At 67.8% G+C, this 20,569-nt stretch carries 20 protein-coding genes; 6 read left to right on the plus strand and 14 right to left on the minus strand.

Features of this window, described 5'->3' with window-relative positions:
• Window positions 1–72 precede the first annotated feature (72 nt).
• Entirely contained in the window at window positions 73–1,314 is a 1,242-nt protein-coding gene (locus tag ACFVJ3_RS06715) for an IS110 family transposase (RefSeq protein WP_378451334.1), read from the minus strand.
• A gap of 542 nt (window positions 1,315–1,856) precedes the next feature.
• Here ACFVJ3_RS06715 and ACFVJ3_RS06720 point away from each other — a divergent pair.
• A complete protein-coding gene (locus ACFVJ3_RS06720) occupies window positions 1,857–3,014 on the plus strand; it encodes an FAD-dependent oxidoreductase (protein WP_378451335.1) in 1,158 nt (385 codons plus the stop codon).
• 13 nt (window positions 3,015–3,027) lie between these two features.
• On the opposite strand, the gene ACFVJ3_RS06725 is transcribed toward ACFVJ3_RS06720, so the two are convergent.
• The 8 genes from ACFVJ3_RS06725 to ACFVJ3_RS06760 all read right to left on the minus strand — a co-directional run bounded on the left by ACFVJ3_RS06725 (window position 3,028) and on the right by ACFVJ3_RS06760 (window position 10,173).
• Window positions 3,028–4,812 (minus strand): ABC-F family ATP-binding cassette domain-containing protein, encoded by a 1,785-nt coding sequence (locus ACFVJ3_RS06725; protein WP_378451336.1) that lies wholly within the window; start codon window positions 4,810–4,812, stop codon window positions 3,028–3,030.
• Entirely contained in the window at window positions 4,812–5,747 is a 936-nt protein-coding gene (locus tag ACFVJ3_RS06730; protein WP_378451337.1) for a 4-(cytidine 5'-diphospho)-2-C-methyl-D-erythritol kinase, read from the minus strand. Before ACFVJ3_RS06730 ends, ACFVJ3_RS06725 begins: the two co-directional genes overlap by 1 nt.
• A gap of 73 nt (window positions 5,748–5,820) precedes the next feature.
• Window positions 5,821–6,474: an urease accessory protein UreD gene (locus ACFVJ3_RS06735; RefSeq protein WP_378451338.1), complete on the minus strand. Its 654-nt coding sequence runs from the start codon at window positions 6,472–6,474 to the stop codon at window positions 5,821–5,823.
• The gene (ureG, locus tag ACFVJ3_RS06740) at window positions 6,474–7,163 is read right to left on the minus strand and encodes an urease accessory protein UreG (RefSeq protein ID WP_112300514.1); all 690 of its coding nucleotides are present in this window, start codon (window positions 7,161–7,163) and stop codon (window positions 6,474–6,476) included. Before ureG ends, ACFVJ3_RS06735 begins: the two co-directional genes overlap by 1 nt.
• Before the next feature lie 34 nt (window positions 7,164–7,197).
• A complete protein-coding gene (locus ACFVJ3_RS06745; protein ID WP_378451339.1) occupies window positions 7,198–7,830 on the minus strand; it encodes an urease accessory protein UreF in 633 nt (210 codons plus the stop codon).
• Window positions 7,830–9,551, minus strand: coding sequence for an urease subunit alpha (locus ACFVJ3_RS06750; protein ID WP_378451340.1), 1,722 nt, complete (start codon window positions 9,549–9,551; stop codon window positions 7,830–7,832). The genes ACFVJ3_RS06745 and ACFVJ3_RS06750 overlap by 1 nt, the downstream gene beginning before the upstream one ends.
• On the minus strand, window positions 9,548–9,862 hold the full coding sequence (locus ACFVJ3_RS06755) for an urease subunit beta (RefSeq protein WP_073360182.1): 315 nt from the start codon (window positions 9,860–9,862) through the stop codon (window positions 9,548–9,550). Before ACFVJ3_RS06755 ends, ACFVJ3_RS06750 begins: the two co-directional genes overlap by 4 nt.
• Window positions 9,863–9,870: 8 nt before the next feature.
• Entirely contained in the window at window positions 9,871–10,173 is a 303-nt protein-coding gene (locus tag ACFVJ3_RS06760) for an urease subunit gamma (RefSeq protein WP_378451341.1), read from the minus strand.
• Window positions 10,174–10,311: 138 nt separating this feature from the next.
• Here ACFVJ3_RS06760 and dctA point away from each other — a divergent pair, with 138 nt between their 5' ends.
• Window positions 10,312–11,697: a C4-dicarboxylate transporter DctA gene (dctA, locus tag ACFVJ3_RS06765; RefSeq protein ID WP_378451342.1), complete on the plus strand. Its 1,386-nt coding sequence runs from the start codon at window positions 10,312–10,314 to the stop codon at window positions 11,695–11,697.
• Here the strand turns inward: dctA and ACFVJ3_RS06770 are convergent.
• Window positions 11,691–12,533 (minus strand): YdcF family protein, encoded by an 843-nt coding sequence (locus ACFVJ3_RS06770; protein WP_378451523.1) that lies wholly within the window; start codon window positions 12,531–12,533, stop codon window positions 11,691–11,693. The two genes, dctA and ACFVJ3_RS06770, sit on opposite strands and share 7 nt — an antisense overlap.
• 227 nt (window positions 12,534–12,760) lie before the next feature.
• Between ACFVJ3_RS06770 and ACFVJ3_RS06775 the strand changes: the two genes are divergently transcribed.
• Together ACFVJ3_RS06775 and ACFVJ3_RS06780 are read left to right on the plus strand one after the other, a co-directional pair.
• Window positions 12,761–13,729 carry a helix-turn-helix transcriptional regulator gene (locus tag ACFVJ3_RS06775; protein WP_378451524.1) on the plus strand — a complete coding sequence of 323 codons (969 nt, stop codon included), beginning with the start codon at window positions 12,761–12,763 and terminating at the stop codon, window positions 13,727–13,729.
• A 106-nt stretch (window positions 13,730–13,835) separates the two neighbouring features.
• Window positions 13,836–14,270 carry a hypothetical protein gene (locus ACFVJ3_RS06780; protein WP_378451343.1) on the plus strand — a complete coding sequence of 145 codons (435 nt, stop codon included), beginning with the start codon at window positions 13,836–13,838 and terminating at the stop codon, window positions 14,268–14,270.
• An 89-nt stretch (window positions 14,271–14,359) separates the two neighbouring features.
• On the opposite strand, the gene ACFVJ3_RS06785 is transcribed toward ACFVJ3_RS06780, so the two are convergent.
• The 4 genes from ACFVJ3_RS06785 to ACFVJ3_RS06800 all read right to left on the minus strand — a co-directional run bounded on the left by ACFVJ3_RS06785 (window position 14,360) and on the right by ACFVJ3_RS06800 (window position 17,978).
• On the minus strand, window positions 14,360–14,563 hold the full coding sequence (locus ACFVJ3_RS06785) for a cold-shock protein (RefSeq protein ID WP_005255446.1): 204 nt from the start codon (window positions 14,561–14,563) through the stop codon (window positions 14,360–14,362).
• Window positions 14,564–14,811: 248 nt separating this feature from the next.
• Entirely contained in the window at window positions 14,812–15,702 is an 891-nt protein-coding gene (rsmA, locus tag ACFVJ3_RS06790; protein WP_378451344.1) for a 16S rRNA (adenine(1518)-N(6)/adenine(1519)-N(6))-dimethyltransferase RsmA, read from the minus strand.
• Window positions 15,703–15,712: 10 nt separating this feature from the next.
• The gene (locus tag ACFVJ3_RS06795; RefSeq protein WP_378451345.1) at window positions 15,713–16,840 is read right to left on the minus strand and encodes a transglycosylase family protein; all 1,128 of its coding nucleotides are present in this window, start codon (window positions 16,838–16,840) and stop codon (window positions 15,713–15,715) included.
• Between the two features lie 22 nt (window positions 16,841–16,862).
• Window positions 16,863–17,978, minus strand: coding sequence for a transglycosylase family protein (locus ACFVJ3_RS06800; RefSeq protein ID WP_378451346.1), 1,116 nt, complete (start codon window positions 17,976–17,978; stop codon window positions 16,863–16,865).
• Between the two features lie 241 nt (window positions 17,979–18,219).
• Here ACFVJ3_RS06800 and ACFVJ3_RS06805 point away from each other — a divergent pair, with 241 nt between their 5' ends.
• A complete protein-coding gene (locus ACFVJ3_RS06805; RefSeq protein ID WP_378451347.1) occupies window positions 18,220–19,689 on the plus strand; it encodes an amino acid ABC transporter substrate-binding protein/permease in 1,470 nt (489 codons plus the stop codon).
• Entirely contained in the window at window positions 19,686–20,456 is a 771-nt protein-coding gene (locus ACFVJ3_RS06810) for an amino acid ABC transporter ATP-binding protein (protein WP_378451348.1), read from the plus strand. Before ACFVJ3_RS06805 ends, ACFVJ3_RS06810 begins: the two co-directional genes overlap by 4 nt.
• Window positions 20,457–20,569: the final 113 nt, after the last annotated feature.

The raw sequence follows: 20,569 nt of genomic DNA on the forward strand, positions 1-20,569 counted from the left end.
CACCGCGGGTGAGGACAGGGGTCGGTGACCCGCCGGGATTACGACGGGTTGACCGGGTCCGGCGGTGGTGGGTTATGCGGTGTCGGCGAGTGGTTCGAGGGTGACGCGGTAGCCGAGTGCCTCGAGCTGGCCGACCGCGTGTGCTTTGGTCCTGGCGGGCTTGCGTGTGGTGAAGTAGTCGGCCCCGGGATCGCGGTAGAGGTCACCGTTGGTGAGCATGTTCCAGGCGGCGACGAGCATCGCATGCTCGACGGCGACGAGCGCCTTCATCGGATCCCGGTGGGATGCGATCCGCTTGTACTTGGCCGAGAAGTAGGTGCCCTTCGAGCGGGACACGGACAGCGCCGCGGTCCCGAGGGCACCCTTGAGGTGCCGGTTGCCGGGCCGGGTCTTGGTCGACTTCACCCGTCCCGCGGACTCGTTCGAGCCGGGTGCGGTCCCCGCCCACGAGGCCAGATGACCGGCGGTCGGGAACACGCTCATGTCGCCGCCGGTCTCGGCGAGGAACACCTCAGCGACGATCGTCGAGAAACCCGGGATGCTGATCAGCAGGTCCCGGGCCGCCCGAAAAGGCTCGATCGCCTCCGCGATCCGGTCATCGAGCTCACCCAGAGCCTGCCCGTACTGGTCGATCAAAGTCAGGTGCATGCGGATCAAGAACCCGTGATGGGCGGTGAACCGCCCGGTCAGCGCCTCGGTCAAGACCGGGATCTTCACCCGCAGCCGCCGTTTCGCGAGATCCGCCATCGCCGCCGGATCGTCGGATCCGTCGATGAGGGCCTCCAACATCAACCGACCCGAGACACCCATGATGTCGGTGGCGACCGAGGACAGTTTGATCCCGGCGTCCTCGAGGACCTTCTCGATCCGCTGCACCGCCCTGCCGCGGTCGCGGGTCAGCGCGGTGCGAGCGCGGGTGAGATCACGCAGCCGGCGGATCGGTGGCGGAGGCACCAGCGATCCTCGCAGCAGCCCGTGCGCGCCCAGGTCGGCCAGCCAGGCAGCGTCGGAGACGTCCGTTTTGCGGCCTGGCATGTTCCGAGCGTCGTGGGCGTTGACCAGCATCACCGGCAGCGTGTCCTCGAGCAGGTAGTAGTAGGGCTTCCAGTACTCGCCGGTGGCCTCCATCACCACACAGGTGACCTTCTCGGCCAGCAAATGCTCACACAACGCCAGTATCTGGTTGGTCATCGCACCCCAGGTCGTCACCGTCGCGGACGTCGGCCTCCTCCCGGAGCCCTGGATCCGGACACATACCTTCGCGTCCTTCTTCGAAATGTCGATTCCCGCGCACCGCGGGTGCACCACTTCCATCACCGATCACTCCCTCGCCCTTCATGTGCGACACTTCCCGTTGCAGGCGTGCGCGTTGCGGGGAGGGCGGGATGAAAACAGAACTCTCCCACTCGTGCTCGAAGGCAACAATCCACGGTTCCCGCGGATGAAGATTGGCCCTCCGCCACCATGCTGACACGCAGGCTCACCGGCACCACAGACGGATCGGGATCGACCACAACACGCACCCTGAAATCGTGCGCCTCCGCCGCGACGCAGGCCAGGGGTGACCACCCGCCCAGGTGAGATCAACGCCCAGATTTTCCGTCCCCACGGAGGGGCCAGCGAAGCGCCCCTGAATTGCTGACACGGAACTCGCGAACAACCGGAGGCTCCCGCGAGTATGGCGGGGGTCTCCGGCCTGTCCCTATCCGAGAACCATCCCACCGTCCCGCAGCGGTCTGCCGGCAGCAAAGATGGTCCCCTCTAAAGACCTCTAAAGACAGGCCACCAAGTTGAGACAAATCGTGGTGGCCATATCGTGAGACCCAAGATGAATGCGCAGGTCGCAGGTTCTCGAAATGCCACTGGCAGCGAGACCCTACATCACGGCGATGGCCATGCAACGCGCCGGACTCGACCCCGTGGTGTACGAAGCGCACGATCGCGGCGCGGACGGCGTGGGCGCATTCCTGACCCTCGCGACCAATGGCCTTGAGGGACTGCACTTACTGGATCTCGATCGCCAGGTCACCGGACTCGGGATGGACACCCGCAGAATGCGGATCGTCAGCGGAACCGGGAAACAGCTTGCCGAGTTCGACAACGGAGGCCTCACCTCCTTCGGCACGCCGTCCCAGACGCTGCGCCGCGCCGACCTGTACCGCACCCTGCGCGACGAGGCCCTGCGACGGGGCGTACGCATCGAATACGGCAAGCAACTCCGGGACGCCCGCCTGGACGGCGATCGGGTCCACGCCGACTTCACGGACGGCACGTCGGCCGACGGCGATCTGCTCGTCGGCGCCGACGGGCTCCGGTCGCGCACCCGGACCATCCTCGACCCGCAGGCACCCGACCCCCGGTATCTCGGCCTCCTCAACACCGGCGGATTCGCGAGCGGCCTCGCCCTGGACGGCGAACCCGGCGCGGCCCACTTCCTCTTCGGCAAGCGGTGCTTCTTCGGCTACCTCATCCATCCGGACGGTGACGTCTGGTGGTTCGCCAACCCCGGGCGCCGCACGGAACCGTCGGCAGGCGAACTCGCCTCGATCACCCCGGAGCGCCAGCGCGCCGAACTGACCGAGCTGTTCTCGCGCGACGCCGGACCCGCCCGGCAGATCATCGACGCCACCGAGCACATCATCCGGAGCTGGAGCACCTACGACCTTCCGACCGTGCCGACGTGGCGCAACGCGCGGATGGTGATCATCGGGGACGCGGCGCACGCCACGTCACCGTCGTCCGGGCAGGGCGCGTCCATGGCCATCGAGGACGCCGTCGTGCTCGCGCGATGCCTGCGAGACAACCGCGATACCGCCGTCGCCCTGGCAGCGTACGAGACCGCACGCCGCCCCCGGGTCGAGCGAATCGTCGCCCAGGGCAAGCGAAACGGCAGCGGCAAGGCACCCGGACCGGTCGGGCGCGTGATCCGCGACCTGACCCTGCCGACCGTCATGCGGATGGTCGGCCGCAGCGACAGTCTGCGCTGGATGTACGACTATCGAATCGAGTGGTGACCGGGCGGGGTCGCTAATCCAGCTCGGCGGCCAGCTCCATCCACTGTTCCTCGGTGGCTTCCTTCTCCGCGACGACCTGCTTGAGCTCCGTGTCGAGCTTCTGCAGCTTGTCCGGATCGGTGGCCGCCTCCGCCAGCTTCTCGTGCAGCTTCCGTTCCCGGTCGTCCAGCTTCGCCACGGCCCGCTCGAGCCGCGACAGTTCCTTGCGCGCGGTACGTTCGGCGGCCCCGTCCCGCACCTGCTTGGGGGCCGACGCACCGGTGGCCGTCGACGCCACCGACGGTGCGCCGGTGTCGACCATCTTCGCCCGGCGACGCAGGTAGTCCTCGATCCCACCGGGCAGGTTGGTCAGCTTGCCGTCACCGAACAACGCCCACGTGGAGTCACAGATACGTTCGATCAGGTACCGGTCGTGACTGATGACGACCATCGTGCCCGCCCAGCCGTCGAGAATGTCCTCGAGTTGCTGCAGCGTGTCGATGTCGAGGTCGTTGGTCGGCTCGTCGAGCAACAACACGTTCGGCTCCGCCATCAGCACACGCGTCAGCTGCAGTCGGCGCCGCTCGCCGCCGGACAGGTCACCGACCGGTGTCCGCTGCCGGGCCGGCGTGAATCCCAGCCGTTCGGCGAGCTGTCCGGCCGACACCTCCTTGTCGCCCAACGTGATCCGCTCGGCGACGTCCTTGACGGCCTCGAGCACCCGCATGTTCGTCGGCAGATCGTCGAGTTCCTGACGGAGCCAGCCGATGTGCACCGTCTGCCCCTGGATGCGCTTACCCGTCGCCGGCGCGATCTCCCCGGCGAGCGTGCGCAGGAGCGTCGTCTTGCCGGAGCCGTTGACGCCGACCAGGCCGACACGCTCCCCCGGCGCCAACCGCCAGGTGAGGTCGTCGACGAGCACCCGGCCGTCCGGCGTCTCCAGGCGCGCATCCTCGAGTTCGATGACGACCTTGCCGAGCCGGCGCTGCGCGAACGACGCCAGCGCCACATTGTCGCGGGGCGGTGGGACGTCCGCGATCAACGCCTCGGCGGCCTCGATCCGGTACTTGGGCTTGGACGTGCGGGCGGGTGCACCGCGCCGCAGCCAGGCCAGTTCCTTGCGGGCGAGGTTGCGGCGACGTTCCTCGGACGCGTCGGCCTGCCGGGAGCGCTCCGCGCGGGCGAAGATCCAGTCGTTGTATCCGCCCTCGTAGCTTTCGACCTTGCCGCCCACCACTTCCCACGTGCGGTTGGCCACGGTGTCGAGGAACCACCGGTCGTGGGTCACGACCACCAGCGCGCTGCGACGGCTGACGAGATGTTCCGCCAGCCACTGCACACCCTCGACGTCGAGGTGGTTGGTCGGCTCGTCGAGCACCAGCAGATCGAGGTCCTGGACGAGCGCGGCGGCCAGTGCGACACGTCGCCGCTCGCCACCGGACAGCCCGTCGACCGACACCTCGAGACCGAGGTTGTCGATGCCGATCCCGGCCAGGATCGACCGGATGCGGGCGTCGCCCGCCCACTCGTGGTCGGCCACCCCGAGCGGTCCGAGCACCACGTCGCCGACGCTCGAGCCGGGCGGAAGGACGCCGCGCTGGGTCACGACCGCCATGCGCAGGCCGCCGACCCGGCTGACACGTCCGGAGTCGGGCGCCTCCACACCGGCCAGCACCTCGAGCATGGTGGTCTTGCCACCGCCGTTGAGGCCGACGACGCCGATGCGTTCGCCTTCCTGCAGTCCGAGGGATACCGAATCAAGCAGCGGCTTGATGCCGAAGGATTTCGATACCTGCTCGAGATTGATCAGATTCGCCATCAGTGCGATCCCTCCGCCGCGTCGTTGATTATTCGGGCGCCCGGTACGGGTCCGCTGGCGACCCGCACCGTGCGACACACCCCCGCACCTGCGAGTTCTGCGCTGACCCGGACCGCGGCATCCGCTTCAGCACATAGAAAGGCACATGTCGGGCCCGACCCGGAGACGATGCCGGCCAGCGCACCCGCAGCGACCCCGGCGCGCAGCGTCCGCCGCAGGCCCGGATTCAGTGAGAGCGCGGCCGACTGCAGGTCGTTGCCCAGCAACGGGGCCAGCGTTGCGGCGTCGCCCGTCGTGAGCGCGTGCATCAGGTCTTCGGGTCCGCCGAGTCGCGGCGGATTCCCGTCGGCACGCAGCCGGTCCAGCTCCCGGAACACGGTCGGTGTGCTCAAGCCGCCCTTCGCGAGCGCGAGCACCCAGTGGAACGTGCTGCGGGAGAGCACCGGCAGAAGCCGCTCCCCGCGTCCCGTCCCGACCGCGGTGCCACCGTGGAGGGAGAACGGAACGTCGCTGCCGAGCTTCGCGGCGAACCCGTCGAGTTCCTCCCGCGACAAGTCGAGTTGCCACAGCGCGTTCAGCCCGACCAGGGTCGCCGCGGCGTCCGCGCTGCCACCGGCCATGCCCCCGGCCACCGGGATGCCCTTGTCGATGGCGATCTCGACGTCCGGGCGCCGGCCCGACTCGGCCGCGAGCATCTCGGCGGCCTGCCACACGAGGTTGCTGCTGTCGGTGGGCACGACGCGGGCGTCCTCGCCGCGGACCGTCACCGACAGCGTCTCCGCGGGGACCACCGACACCGTGTCGCTGAGCGAGAGCGCCTGGAACACCGTGTTCAGCTCGTGATAGCCGTCGACGCGTTGGTCCCCGACGGCCAGATGCAGATTGACCTTGGACGGGGCCCTGACTACGACGGGGCGAGGAACGACGGAAAGCACAAGGGTAGAGCTTAGGCGCTCCCGGTACGGGTGCGGAAATGCGCACCATCACGCACTTTGCCGCTCACCTGCGTCACAGGTGCGGGCCGAGCCGGGTAGTGAGGCTGCCGCCGCGGGCGAGGGGCAGACGGGTCCGCGCCGACCGAATGTCGCCGGTGACGTCCGCGGGCCGGTCGTCCGGGTACCGCAGTTCACTCGTGACGGCCCCCGGGCCGTCCAGGACGTCGTGCGAGACGGTGCCGACGCCGAGTTCCAGCTGGTGCCGGAGCAGCGGCAGCGCGCCGAGATCGGCGTTCATGACCCCGACCCAGCGTCCCGCGCTCTCCCCCGCCCGGCCGATCTGCACCCGCTCACGCAGCAGCAACGTGGACGACCCGGCGAGGGACACCGTCGTCTCGACGCGATGCTCCGCGCCGCCCGCGATCACCGTGGGTTCGAGCGCGCAGTCCAGCACGGCGCCGTCCTCGACCTCCACCGACCACTGCGCCGTGGACAGCACACGATCCCGGCCCGGCAGGGCCAGGGACGCCGCGACGCTGCGCAGCGTCAGCCGGGCACCCGACAGCACCCGGACGGTGACGTCCCAGTGGTCGCCGCCGAGCGGGGTCGCGGCGGTGCCGATCACGTGGACCGTGTCGCGGCCGGTGATCCGCGCTGCGAGCCCCCCGACCGCGGAGATCCGCGGACTGCGGTCGGGGGACGCGACGATCGTCAGTTCGGTGCGCACTACTGGTGCACGTCGGCGAGGGTGCGCACCTGCTCGCGCACCCACTCCAGAGCCGGGCCGGACGACGGGTCCTCCGTCAACGAGATCAGCGCCGTGGGCCGTCCCTCCCGGACCTGCTCGGCGTCGCGGCGCATCACCCCGAGATCGGCCCCGACCATGGGGGCGAGGTCGGTCTTGTTGATCACGAGCAGATCCGAGAACGTCACACCGGGACCACCCTTGCGGGGAACCTTGTCACCACCCGCGACGTCGACGACGAAGATCTGCACGTCGATCAGTCCCGAGGAGAACGTCGCGGTGAGGTTGTCGCCGCCCGACTCCACCAGGATCAGATCGAGCGGCGGGTTGGCCGCGATCAGGTCGTCGATGGCGTCGAGGTTGGCGGTGATGTCGTCGCGGATGGCCGTGTGGGGGCAGCCACCGGTCTGCACGGCCGCGATGCGCTCGTCCGGCAGCACGGCGTGGCGGCGCAGGAAGTCCGCGTCCTCCGTGGTGTAGATGTCGTTGGTGAGCACGGCCAGCGACAACTCCTCGCGCAGTTGCCTGCACAGCGCGGCGACGAGCGCCGTCTTGCCCGATCCGACGGGCCCGCCGATCCCGATCCGGACGGGCTCCCCCGCCACCCGGACCCGCCGGGGACGGTCGTGCTGATGGTCGTGGGGTTCTCCGTCGATGAAATGCGGTGGCATGGTTGATCTCTCCTTACTGGGGTACAGCTGAGTGTCACGACACGAACAGGGGGCGGTCCCGTAGAACGTGCCGCTCGGCGACGACATCCATGAAGGGGTCGGACACGCTCGACAGTCCGGTCACGCATCGGTCGGCGATGTCGTCGCACAGGTCGGACAACGCGAACGTGCACGCGGCGACCTGCGCAGGGTCGAGTGCGAGCAGACGCTGCGCGGCGATCGCGGACCCGGTCATGGTGGTGTAGACGAAAACCAGCGCCGCCTCCCGGGGTTCGACCGCGGTGACGGATCCGACCACCCCCGAGACCACGGGCAGGTGCGGACGCGCCCCGACCGGCGACCAGTCGTGCTCCGGCCACGTGGTGCGGGCCAGCCGCAGCAGACCTCTGCCCTGCGCCCGCGACGACGACCGCGCCGCCGGAGACGGGGTTCGCGCATCCATCTCGGCGTCGCCGTGTTCGGCGGTGAGCCGGCCGGCGCACACCGCCGCGGTGATCGATCCCCCGACGAGGCCGGCGGTCCGTATCCGGCGACGCAGGAACGCCTCCATCGTGGCGACGTCGCGGACGACGCCGCTGGCGACGGCCTCCTCGATGCCGCCCGAATGCACGTGACCGCCCGTGGGCAGCCTCGAGTCGGCGAGGGACATCAGGTGAGCGAGACGCATCAGAACAGAAAGTATCGCTGGGCCATCGGGAGTTCCGCCGCCGGCTGCTCTTCCCACACGTCGCCGTCGATGCGGACCGTGAACGTGTCCGGGTCCACCTCGATCCGCGGCTGCGCGTCGTTGCGGGGCATGTCGGCCTTGCCCCGCGACCGCACGTTCGCGACCGGCACGAGCCGACGGCTCAGGTCCAGCCGATCGGCCAGTCCGTCCTCGAGGGCGTGCGGAGCGACGAAATGCACGGACGTGGCGGCCGCCGCCTTGGGCGCCGCCCCGAACATCGGCCGCGGAAGCACCGGCTGCGGAGTCGGTATGGACGCGTTGGCATCTCCCATCGCGGCCCAGGCGATCATCCCGCCTTTGATCACCGCGTGCGGCCGCACACCGAAGAACGCCGGATCCCACAGCACCAGGTCTGCGAGTTTGCCGACCTCGACCGACCCGATTTCGTCCTCCAACCCGTGCGCGACGGCGGGGCAGATCGTGTACTTCGCCACGTAGCGCTGGACGCGCTGGTTGTCGGCGCCGTTGTCGCCGGCCAGGAAACCCCGCCTGCGCTTCATCACGTGCGCCGTCTGCCACGTGCGCAGCACGACCTCGCCGATGCGTCCCATCGCCTGCGAGTCGCTGCCGATCATGGAGATGGCGCCGAGGTCGTGGAGCAGATCCTCCGCCGCGATGGTGGACGGCCGGATGCGGCTCTCCGCGAACGCCAGATCCTCCGGGATCTTCGGGCTCAGGTGATGGCACACCATGAGCATGTCGAGATGCTCATCGAGTGTGTTGACCGTGTGCGGCCGGGTCGGGTTGGTCGAACTCGGCAGGACGTTCGCGTGCGCGGCCACCGTGATGATGTCCGGCGCGTGGCCGCCGCCCGCACCCTCCGTGTGATAGGCGTGGATCGCGCGTCCGGCGATGGCCGCGAGAGTGTCCTCGACGAAACCGGCCTCGTTCAACGTGTCCGAGTGGAGGGCCACCTGCACTCCCGCAGCGTCCGCGACGGTGAGGCACGCGTCGATGGCCGCCGGAGTCGAACCCCAGTCCTCGTGCAGCTTGAATCCGGAGACGCCGCCGCGCAACTGCTCCCACATCGACTCGGAGCTGACCGTGTTGCCCTTGCCGAGCAGCGCGATGTTCATCGGCCAGCCGTCGAGTGCCTCCAGCATCCGGGCGGTGTGCCACGAACCGGGGGTGACGGTGGTGGCCTTGCTGCCCTCGGCGGGGCCGGTGCCGCCGCCGATCATCGTCGTGATGCCGCCGCCCAGCGCCTCGTCCATGATCTGTGGGCAGATGAAGTGCACGTGGCAGTCGATACCGCCGGCCGTGAGGATCTTGCCGTTCCCGGCGATGATCTCGGTGGACGGACCCACCACCAGATCGGGGTGGATCCCCGACATCGTGTCGGGGTTGCCCGCCTTGCCGAGCGCGACGATGCGTCCGTCCCGAATGCCGACGTCCGCCTTGATGATTCCCCAGTGATCGACGACCACCACGCCGGTGATCACCGTGTCGGGCGCGCCTTCGGCGCGGGTCGCGCGACCCTGGCCCATGGACTCGCGCAACACTTTTCCGCCACCGAACACCGCTTCGTCGCCGGCCAGTCCCGGACCGCCGCTGCGGTCCTCGGTGATCTCGATCAGAAGGTCGGTGTCGGCGAGCCGGATCCGGTCGCCCGTCGTGGGTCCGAACAGCTCGGCGTAGCGTGCGCGGCTGAGTTCGGTCATGACGCGTCCAGCTTTCCTGGAGGAGTGAGGCTCAGCCCGTGCACTTCACGGGTCCCGCGCAGAGGCACGAGTGAAATCGTCTGCGCGATACCCGGTTCGAAGCGCACCGCAGTGCCCGCGGGGATGTCCAGCCGCAGCCCGTGGGCGGCGGAACGGTCGAACTGCAGGGCGTGGTTGGCCTGCGGAAAATGGACATGGCTCCCGACCTGGACCGGACGGTCCCCGGTGTTGACCACCTCGAGTTCGGTGCGGGGAGAACCCTCGTTGAGCTCGATCACGCCCTCGGCGCACAAGACTTCACCTGGAATCACGGTCACCCCTACACAATCGGATCGTGGACGGTGACGAGCTTGGTGCCGTCCGGGAACGTGGCCTCCACCTGCACGTCGTGCAGCATCTCCGGGACGCCTTCCATCACGTCGGACCGGGTCAGCACCTCGCGACCGGACACCATCAGCTCCGCCACCGACCGGCCGTCGCGGGCCCCCTCGAGGATGTGATCCGTGATGAGGGCCACCGCCTCCGGGTGGTTCAACACGAGGCCGCGTTGCCGGCGCCTGCGCGCGAGTTCCGCGGCGTAGCTCAGGAGCAGACGCTCCTGCTCGTGGGGCGACAAGCGCATGTGTCCTCCTGCGGTCGGTGCGTCGCAATACTGCCACGAACTGCAGTGTGGCACCGCCCACGCCCGGAACGGCCGCCGTTCTCACCGCGGAAACATTTGTGACACGAACCCGTCACAGCGCCTTCCTAGCGTTTCCCCATGGCCATTTCCACTGCCGCCCATCCCCCACCCGGCGGCGACGCGTCGACGACCGGGACGCGATCGCCCTGGTACACCAACCTGTTCGTCCAGCTCCTCGTCGGAATCGTCGGCGGCATCACTCTCGGCTGGTTGTGGCCGACGGTGGGATCGGAGCTCAAACCGATCGGCGACACGTTCGTCAAGCTGATCAAGATGCTCATTGCACCGTTGATCTTCACGGTGGTCGTGACCGGAATCGCCAAGGTGGGCGACGTCAGGGCCGTCGGACGGATCGGCGTCAAGGCGCTGATCTACTTCACCGCCGTCACCGGGTTCGCGCTTCTGTTCGGGCTGGTGATAGGCAACATCGTCGAGCCCGGCGCCGGATTCGACATCGACCCGGCCACCCTCGCCGACGGCACCGAGCAGATCGCGGAGAAGACGGCCGGTGGCGAACTCCCGGGCGCGGTCGAATTCCTCATGGACATCGTCCCCACCAGCGTGGTGGGAGCGTTCGCCGACAACATACTGCTGCAGGTCCTCTTCTTCGCGGTGCTCTTCGGCATCGCGCTGGCCAAGTACGGCGAGCACGGTCCCCCACTGGTCCTCGAATTCGTCGACCACCTCAGCCACATCGTCTTCATCATCATCGGCTGGATCATGCGGCTCGCCCCGATCGGCGCATTCGGCGCGATGGCGTTCATCATCGGCCAGTACGGAATCTCCACCCTCGGCAGCTTCGCCAAGCTCATCGCCTGCTGCTACCTCGCCGGAGCCCTGTTCGTCCTCGTCCTCGCGCTCATCGCGAAGTTCGCCGTGGGGCTGAACATCTTCAAATTCATTCGATACACCAAAGAGGAGTTCGGTCTCGCGCTGGGCACCGCCTCGTCCGAGGCAGTGCTTCCCCGCATCATGACCAAACTCGTCGGCGCCGGAAACTCGCAGGCCGCGACCGGGCTCGTGGTGCCGACCGGATACTCTTTCAACCTCGACGGGGCCGCGATCTACCTGTCCATCGCCACGCTGTTCCTCGCCCAGGCCACCGGCCACGACCTGTCCGTCGCCGACCAGCTCGGCGCGCTGTTCATCCTGCTCCTCACGTCGAAAGGCATGGCAGGCGTACCCGGATCGTCGTTCCTCGCGCTGTCGGCGACCGCGACCGCGCTCGGGATCTTCCCCGTCGCGGCGGTCGCGGTGCTGCTGGGTGCCGACCGGATCATGGACTCGATGCGGGTGTTCGTGAATCTTCTCGGCAACTGTGTCGCGACGTTCGTCGTCTCCAACTGGGAAGGCCAGCTCGACAAGCAGCAGATGCTGGACGCCGTCGATGGAAAGCTCACCCCCGGCACTGCGGATCCCTTCGAACAGCCGCCGGTCGTGGCCGAGTACGAGTCGCGTCAGTAACCGGCGGGGATGCCGAACACCCTGATCGCGTCGCGGTACATGCCGAGTTGCTGATCCTTGGTCAGGGGCATGACTTCGGCGATCAGCTGACCGGCACTGGTGATCGCGCTCATCGCCCCGACCACCGGCAGTCCGGCGACGTTGAAATCGACCGTAGCCCTGCGGATATGGTTGGCCGATGTCACGATGATCGCGCCGCCCGCACCGAGCGAGCGCGCGAGCGGAACCGAGTTGAGTGCGTTACCCACCGTCGATCCGGCACGGTGCTCGGGGTGGATGCGTTGCGCCGGGACACCGTGCGACTGCAACCATCCCTGCATCGCGGCCGCCTCGGTGATGCCGTTCTGCGGGTTGCCGCCGGTGACGATGATCGGCGACAACGGCGAGGCCCACGACTGGACGAGCGCGGCCTGCAGGCGGTTGATCAATTCCGGTCGCATCGCGCCGTCGGGAAGCAGTCCGAAGCCGAGGACGATGATGGCGGTGGACGGACCCTGGATGGCCGGAAGTGGGTTCGGGGGCGTGAACGAAGCAATTCTGATCGCGTTCAGCATCCCGTCGACGCCGGCGCGCATCCCACCGTCCATCGCGCCCAGCCGGGCGAGCGCGGCCTCCCGGGTGATCAGGTCGCCTGCGGCATCGGCGTAGATGGCCTGCAACGCCAGCGCATTGGTGTCGCCGGGTTCTCCGGCGACGGCGCCACCGATGTCTGCGAGGGCGCCATGGGTGTCACCTGCCGCGAATCTGCCCTGCGCGCTGTTGAAGAGGTCGGCGGCCGAGGCGGACGCCGTCGCGGTGGTCGAGACCGCCAGAGCCAGGCAGAAGGCGGCGGTCATGACGGTGGCGAGCAGCGCCCTGACTGCTGAAGAAATGGGCCGAACACGAAACTGCGTCACGCTGAGACCTTTCCGTCGGATTTTCACGAAGTACACATGCGATGGTCCGTGGAGCGTCGGCGCCAGTGTAGTGACACTCGTGGGGCTGGTGGGAAAATCGTTACTTACCGTTACCCGCCGTCGATAGAGGACCGGAGATGTCCTCTATCGATGGCATCCTGAAACGCATGCGGGAAACTTCGGCACGACTCCTCCGGCTGCTATCCCTGCTCCAGACCCGAAAGGACTGGTCCGGGGCAGAACTCGCCGACCGGCTCGGCATCACCCCACGCACGGTCCGGCGAGACGTGGAGAAACTCCGCGACCTCGGGTACCCCGTCGACGCGACGGTCGGGGTGGGCGGTGGTTACCAACTCGGCGCGGGCGCGGAAATGCCGCCCCTGCTGCTCGACGACGAAGAAGTCTTGGCCGTCGCACTCGGCCTGCAATCCGGCGCGACCGGCTCCGTGGTCGGCATCGGGGAGGCGTCGATGCGTGCGCTCACCAAACTCCGGCAGGTGATGCCGTCCCGTCTGCGGCACCGCCTCGAGGCACTGCAGGTCGACGTGGTTCACCGCGAGCCCGCGAAGAGCGCCGTCGACGCGCAGGTCCTGTCGGCCGTCGCCTCGGTGTGCCACAACCACGAACGACTCCGGTTCGACTACCGCACCCATGACGGCGCCGAGAGCCGGCGTGAAGTGGAGCCGTACCGGCTCGTCCGCTCCGGGCTGCGCTGGTACCTCGTCGCCTGGGACCTCACGCGCGCGGACTGGCGGTCGTTCCGGGTGGACCGCCTGACACCCAAGATCCCGACGGGACCGCGATTCGCGCCCCGCGAACTACCGCCCGGGGGCGCCGCCGAATTCGTCGCACGCGGAATCAACCGGGCCGTCACCCGGATCCGCGCACGAGTGCTGCTGCACGCGTCGATCGACGAGATGGCGACCCTGGTGCACGAGGACTGGGGAACCCTCGAAGAAATGCCCGACGGACGATGCGCAGTCGCGCTCGGCGGCGACTCCGTGCCGTCGATAGCCAACTGGCTCAGCGCATTCGGCGTCGACTTCACCGTCCTCGACCCTCCTGAGCTGCGCGAAGAGTGCCGACGGGTGGGTGAGCGTCACCGCCTCTTCGCCGACCGCTACGGTAACGCCTGACCGAGACGCCGTTCAGCCGTCACCGTGGACCGAAAATCCGTGGAACCGAACGGTCCTGCGCGGCGTCCAACCAGGTGACGACAAGGAAAGGTCGGGGTAGTCGGGGATGCAGCACACGATTGTCGAGGAGGGGCGCGCGCGGGCGCCTGCGGGGACGGGAACAGTCGGGAAGGTGCTCGTCGGGGGCCATCTGGCGCTCGGGGGCGCGACGGTGGTGATCATGGCGTTCTCGTTGGCGTTCGTGTGCACCCTCGACAACGGAACCCAGCCGTGGACGTGGCCGAGCAGGTATTCGACGGCCTGGTTCGTCGCCGCGGCCATCCTCGCCACCACGCTGTGGGCGCTCTTCGTGACGGGTGTGGTGATCTTCTCGTGGAGGCCCCGGCGGGCGCTCGGCACGGCGACGTTGTTCGTCGCCGCGGCGCTCGGAGCCGCTGCGGTGATCGGGCTGTTCGGTCCGTCGGAGAGTTCCGCGCTGCAACTCTGGCTGGTCTGCGCCATGAATCTCGGGTATCAAGCCGCTCACCTGCGGTCGGCGTAGCCGGACAGAAACGAGTCAAGGCCCCACTCTGACGAGTGGGGCCTTGCTCGAACGTCATGTCCCGGCGAACCGGGAAGTCATGGCCGTTCTCAGATCAGGGTGACGCCGGTGGCCTGCGGGCCCTTGTTGCCCTGGCCGATCTCGAACGAAACGCGCTGGTTCTCCTCGAGCGTGCGGAAGCCGCCGCTCTGGATCTCCGAGTAATGGACGAACACGTCAGCGCTGCCATCCTCGGGGGCGATGAAGCCGAACCCCTTCTCGGAGTTGAACCACTTCACGATGCCCTCTGCCATGTAAATCTCCTCTAACACAGTAACTTCTTCAGGCAACCGGCTCGGTTACCTGGGTCATTGAACACGACCGTCTATGACAATTCCTGTGGAGGACGTCCAAACGCTCGCAACCATCGATTTGCGAGCGTGGGAAACACAAACACAAAACTTACGACCTCCAATAGTGAACCACACATCCGGTCGGTTGTCTCCCCCAGGGACGATTCCCGCCCGTGAGTACTTCTTAACGTCCCGCGGTTGACAAGTACTCACGGCTGGGTGGCGGCGATACGCACGAAGGCTGCGGCGTCGAGAGTCTCACCGCGGGCGGACGGTGCGATGCCGGCCTCGAGCAGTCGTCGCTCCGCCTCTGCGGGTGAACCCGCCCACCCGCCGAGCGCGGCTCGTAAAGTCTTGCGGCGCTGAGCGAAAGCCGCATCGATGACGGCGAACACGCGGCGGCGGTGTGCGTCGTCGACGGGCCACGGCGGTTCGGCGTACCGGTCGATGCGCACGAGACCCGACTCGACCTTCGGCATCGGCCAGAACACCGCTCGCCCGACGGCGCCCGCGCGTCGGACGGCGCCGAAGAAATTGGCCTTCACGCTCGGCACGCCGTAGATCTTGCTGCCCGGGGACGCCGCCAGCCGGTCGGCCACCTCGGCCTGCACCATCACCAGAGCGGTGCGGAGACTGGGTAGTTCGGAGAACAGGTGCAGCAGCACGGGCACCGCAACGTTGTACGGCAGATTCGCGACGAGAGCAGTGGGTTCACCGGGAATCTCGGACGGCTTGACCCGCATCGCGTCCGCGCCGACCACGGTCAGCCGGTCGGCGAGTTCGGGTGCACGGTCGGCGACCGTGACCGGGAGTCGTGCCGCGAGGTTGGGGTCGATCTCGACGGCGATCACCTTGTCGACGACATCGAGGAGCGCCAACGTCAGCGAACCGAGCCCGGGACCGACCTCGAGGACCGTGTCCTCGCGTCCCACGCCCGCGGTCGCGACGATGCGGCGCACCGTGTTGGCGTCGTGCACGAAGTTCTGCCCCAGCTGCTTGGTGGGGCGAACGCCGAACTCCTCGGCTAACGCGCGCACCTCGGCGGGGCCGAGCAGTGCGGCCTGACCTCGAGCGACGGGGGGTACTTCGGCTTCGGACACCAGCCGAACTTTAACGCACGCCGAGCCTGCCCGAACACGTCGGCCACGCTCCCCAGCCCTGCGTCTTCTGCGTCTGCGACGCGATGGCGATCTGCTCCTCACGGGTGGCGAGGTCGGCGCGCTGTGCGTACTTGAGGCCGCCCTGACGCTCCCACGTGTTCTGGTCGAACTGGACGCCGCCGAAGAACCCGTTGCCGGTGTTGATGGCCCAGTTTCCGGTGGCCTCGCACTTCGCGAGGGCGTCCCAGACGGAACCGTTCTCGACGGGCGGCACCTCGGTGCCCGGCTTCGCGCCGACGCGGATCACCTTCGGCTGAGCCGGCGTCGTCACCGTCGCGGACACCTGGTTGCGTCCGACTTCGGTGCCGTTGACCGTGTTGACCGCGAACGTGACGTCCTGGACGCCGGGCAGTCCCGGATTCTCGACCACGGTGCGGCTCTTGTTCATCGTCGGGTCCTCGATGCGCTGCTCCTCCGGAGCCAGCGGCAACGTCTCGACCTTCGTCTCGGTGCGGTCGCGGGTGACCGTCACGGCCATGCCCTCGGTCAGCGGCGCGTCCGCGGCCGGGACGACGGTGTCGGCCTGCTCGAGCGGCGCGCCGTGTGCGGCGAGGAACTCCCCGACCGTCGGCGCGGCCATACGCACGCCGGTGACCGGCAGCGCGCCGTCGGCGAGCTCGACGACGAGCGGATTGAGCACGTCGAGGGCCGCACCGTCGAGCGGAAGCCGCTGCGAACGGGACGCGGACACGTGCACGTCCTCGCCGAGTTCGAACTGTTTCAGAGCGTCCTCGACGGTGAGGGCGGTGGTCCATACCGTCTTGGGCTGACCGTCCACCGTCAGCGACACCTCACGCGCGCGGCGCAGCACCACGGTGTCGCCGTCGGACAGGGTCGCGTCGCGTTCCGGTGCCACGACGTCGCGGTCGCTGATCGAGTACCCGGCGTCGGACAAGGCGGCGTCGACGCTCGTGGTCATGGTGCTCAGCGAGATCGTCTCGCCGTCCACGTCGAGTGTGACGTTCTTGTGCCGGACCACGGCCATCACTCCGCCGGCGATCAGTGTGGCGAGAAGCAGGGCCACCACGGCGTAGAGCAGCGGCGAGCGAGCCGAGTTGATCTTCGCGAAGGGCGACATCGTGTTCCTTTACTTCAGGCCGTCAGCGGAGTCCGAGCTTGCTGGTGCAGGCGGGCCAGGCGCCCCACCCCTGCGCCGCCTGGACCTTCTCGGCGACGGAGATCTGCTGTTCGCGGGATGCGAGGTCGGCGCGGGCGGCGTACTGGGTTCCGCCGAACGCCGCCCAGGTGCTCTGGGTGAACTGCAGTCCGCCGAAGAACCCGTTGCCGGTGTTGATGGCCCAGTTGCCGGTGGCCTCGCAGTGCGCGATCGAATCCCAGGTGGAGGCGTTGGAGATGGCGAGTTCCTTCACACCGACCTTGACCAGCGCCGGCGCGGGCTCGCGGAGCACCTGCGAGCTGAGCTCCTGGCGTCCGGCCTCGACACCGTTGACCGTCTTCACGGATGCAGTGACGGTGCGCTCGCCGGGAACTCCGGGGTTCTCGACGACGGTCTTGCCCTTGTCCAGCGCGGGATCCTCGACGCGGTTCTCGGGCGGTGCGATGGGCAGCGTCTCGGTGCGGGTCTCGGTGCGGTCGCGGGTCACGTGGATCTCCGCGCCTTCGACGACGGGGGCGTCGGCGGGCGGAACGACGGTGTCGGCCTGCTCGAGCGGGGCGCCGTTGGCCGCGAGGAGTTCACCGACGGTGGGGGCTGCCAGACGGACGTCCGTGAGCGGTGCGCCGCCGTCGGCGACCTTGACGAGCTTGGCGTTGACGACCTCGAGCGCGGTGCCCTCCAGCGGCAGGCGCTCGGAGCGGGACGCCGAGACGTGGACGTCGTCGGCGAGTTCGAACTGCTTCAGTGCGTCGTCGACGGTGAGGGCGGTGGTCCACACGGTCTTCGGCTGCCCGTCGACGGTGAGGTCGATCTCGCGGGCACGCCGCAACACCACGGTGTCGCCGTCGGAGAGCGATGCGTCGGCCGCGGGGGCGACCGCGTCACGCTCGCTGACGGAATACCCGGCGTCGTCGAGTGCGCCGCCCACGTCGGAGGCCATCGTGCCGAGCGAGATGGTCTCGCCGTCGACGTCGAGAGTGACGGTCTTGTGCCGCGCCACTGCCAGCGCACCGCCCACGACGAGCGTCGCGAGCAGTGCCGCGACGACTACGTAGAGAAGGGGCGATTTGGCGTTGTTGATTCTGGCTAAAGGCGACACATGAAATCCCAAGGCTGGCGAAGGTTTGATCACGGTACGGTAACGAATCGGCGTTGGTCTGGCAACTTTGCCGCTACGACCTGCGTGCGAGATCACGAAAAGGTTGAGATCGGGGACAGTTTTCACTTCACCGCGAAGGATCGCTTCTGGTCCGGACCACGTGCAAAACGCAGTATCTTGCGACATGCACCAAGAAGCCCGGAAGCGACCGGGCACTACTGACTGAGAAAGCTGGGGTTCCGTGCGCAGCAGATCCGATCGACTTCTGAGACTCGTCAGACGTCCGAGAGTGCCCGCGGTGATCGCCGCGCTGACGCTGCTCGTCACACTCGTCGCGCCCGGCCTCGCCGGGGCGCAAGAGCCCGCTCCGGGCAACAACTACAACATCGCCACCGACATCACGTTCGCCCCGTTCGAGTTCCAGGACGAGAGCGGCAAGCTCGTCGGAATCGACATGGACCTCCTCGCCGCCATCGCCGAGGACCAGGGGTTCACCTACCAGGTCAACCCTGTTGGATTCGACGCCGCACTCCAGGCGGTCACGGGCGGTCAGGCCAACGGCATGATCGCCGGCATGTCGATCACGGACGCCCGCAAGGCGACGTTCGACTTCTCCGATCCGTACTTCGAGTCGGGCGTGCAGATGGGCGTGCTCGAGAGCAACGACTCGATCACCTCGTACGAGGACCTGCGCGGCAAGTCCGTCGCGGTCAAGAACGGCACCGAGGGCGCCACGTACGCGGAGTCCATCAAGGACCAGTACGGCTTCACCACCAAGTACTTCGCCGACTCGTCGAGCATGTTCGACGAGGTCCGCACGGGTAACTCCGTGGCCGTGTTCGAGGACTATCCCGTCCTCGCGTACGGCATCAAGCAGGGCAACGGCTTCAAGACGGTCACCGAGAAGGTCCCCGGCGCCAGCTACGGGTTCGCCGTCGCCAAGGGCCAGAACGCGCAGCTCCTGCAGGAGTTCAACACCGGGCTCGCGAACGTCAAGGCGAGCGGCGAGTACGACGAGATCCTCGACACCTACCTCAACGCCGACGCATCCGACGACGACAATTCGATCCTGGGCCTGATCAAGAGCACCTACCCACTGCTGCTCGAGGGCCTGTGGCTCACGATCGTCCTGACCGTGATCTCGATCGCCATCGCTCTCGTGCTCGGCGCGATCTTCGGCCTGTTCCGGGTGTCGACCAACATCGTCCTGCGCGGCATCGGCACCACGTATGTCGACGTGTTCCGCGGCACCCCGCTGCTGGTGCAGGCCTTCTTCATCTACTTCGGCATCCCGGCGGCGCTGGACTTCCAGATGTCGGCGTTCACGGCGGGCATCATCACGCTGAGCCTCAACGCCGGCGCGTACATGGCCGAGATCGTGCGCGGCGGCATCCTGTCCGTCGACAAGGGCCAGATGGAAGCGTCGCGGAGCCTCGGTATCAGCTACCTGAAGTCGATGCAGAAGGTCGTGATGCCGCAGGCCGTGCGGACGATGATCCCGTCGTACATCAACCAGTTCGTGATCACACTGAAGGACACGTCGATCCTGTCCGTGATCGGGCTCGCCGAGCTCACTCAGACCGGGCGAATCATCATCGCCCGCAACTTCCAGTCCTTCAACATGTGGCTGATCATCGGCGTGATGTATTTCATCATCATCATGGCGTTGACGAAGCTGTCGAACCGGCTCGAGAAGAGGATCAACAAGTGACCGAGACACCGGTGACACAGAACAAGGCCGAGACCGCCGACCCGAAGATCCGGGTGAAGGGTCTGAAGAAGTCGTTCGGCGACAACGAGGTCCTCAAGGGCATCGACGTCGACATCGCGAGCGGTGAAGTGGTCTGCGTGATCGGACCGTCGGGCTCCGGCAAGAGCACGTTCCTGCGCTGCCTCAACCGGCTCGAGGACATCACAGGCGGCAACGTCGTGGTCGACGGGTTCGACGTGAGCGACAAGAAGATCGACATCGACCGGGTGCGTCAGCACATCGGCATGGTCTTCCAGCACTTCAACCTGTTCCCGCACATGACGGCGATCGAGAACGTGATGCTCGCGCCCGTGCAGACCAAGCGGGCCTCCAAGGTGGAGGCGCGGGCGACGGCGGTCCGGCTGCTGGAGCAGGTCGGGTTGGCGGAGAAGGCGGACGCGAAGCCGGCGAACCTGTCCGGTGGGCAGAAGCAGCGCGTCGCGATCGCGCGGGCCCTGGCGATGAACCCGGACATCATGCTGTTCGACGAGGCGACCAGCGCTCTGGACCCCGAGATGGTGGGCGAGGTGCTGCAGGTTCTGCGCGACCTCGCGAAGGGCGGCATGACGATGGTCGTGGTGACGCACGAGATGGGCTTCGCCCGCGAGGTGTCCGACCGGGTGATCTTCATGGCCGACGGTTACGTGGTGGAGGAGGGAACTCCGGAGCAGATCTTCGGCGACCCGCAGCAGTCCCGTACCCAGGACTTCCTGAACAAGGTCCTCTGACACGTGAGTGGCGAAGCGTGCCGGGGCACGCGTGCCCACCGACCTCGGGGGGGTGGACGGGGGGGCGGTAGGGGGCCGTGAACACCACCCTGGGGGCGGCCACACCCCAGCCC

This window comes from Rhodococcus sp. NPDC127593, assembly GCF_042671975.1.
Classification (GTDB): domain Bacteria; phylum Actinomycetota; class Actinomycetes; order Mycobacteriales; family Mycobacteriaceae; genus Rhodococcus_F.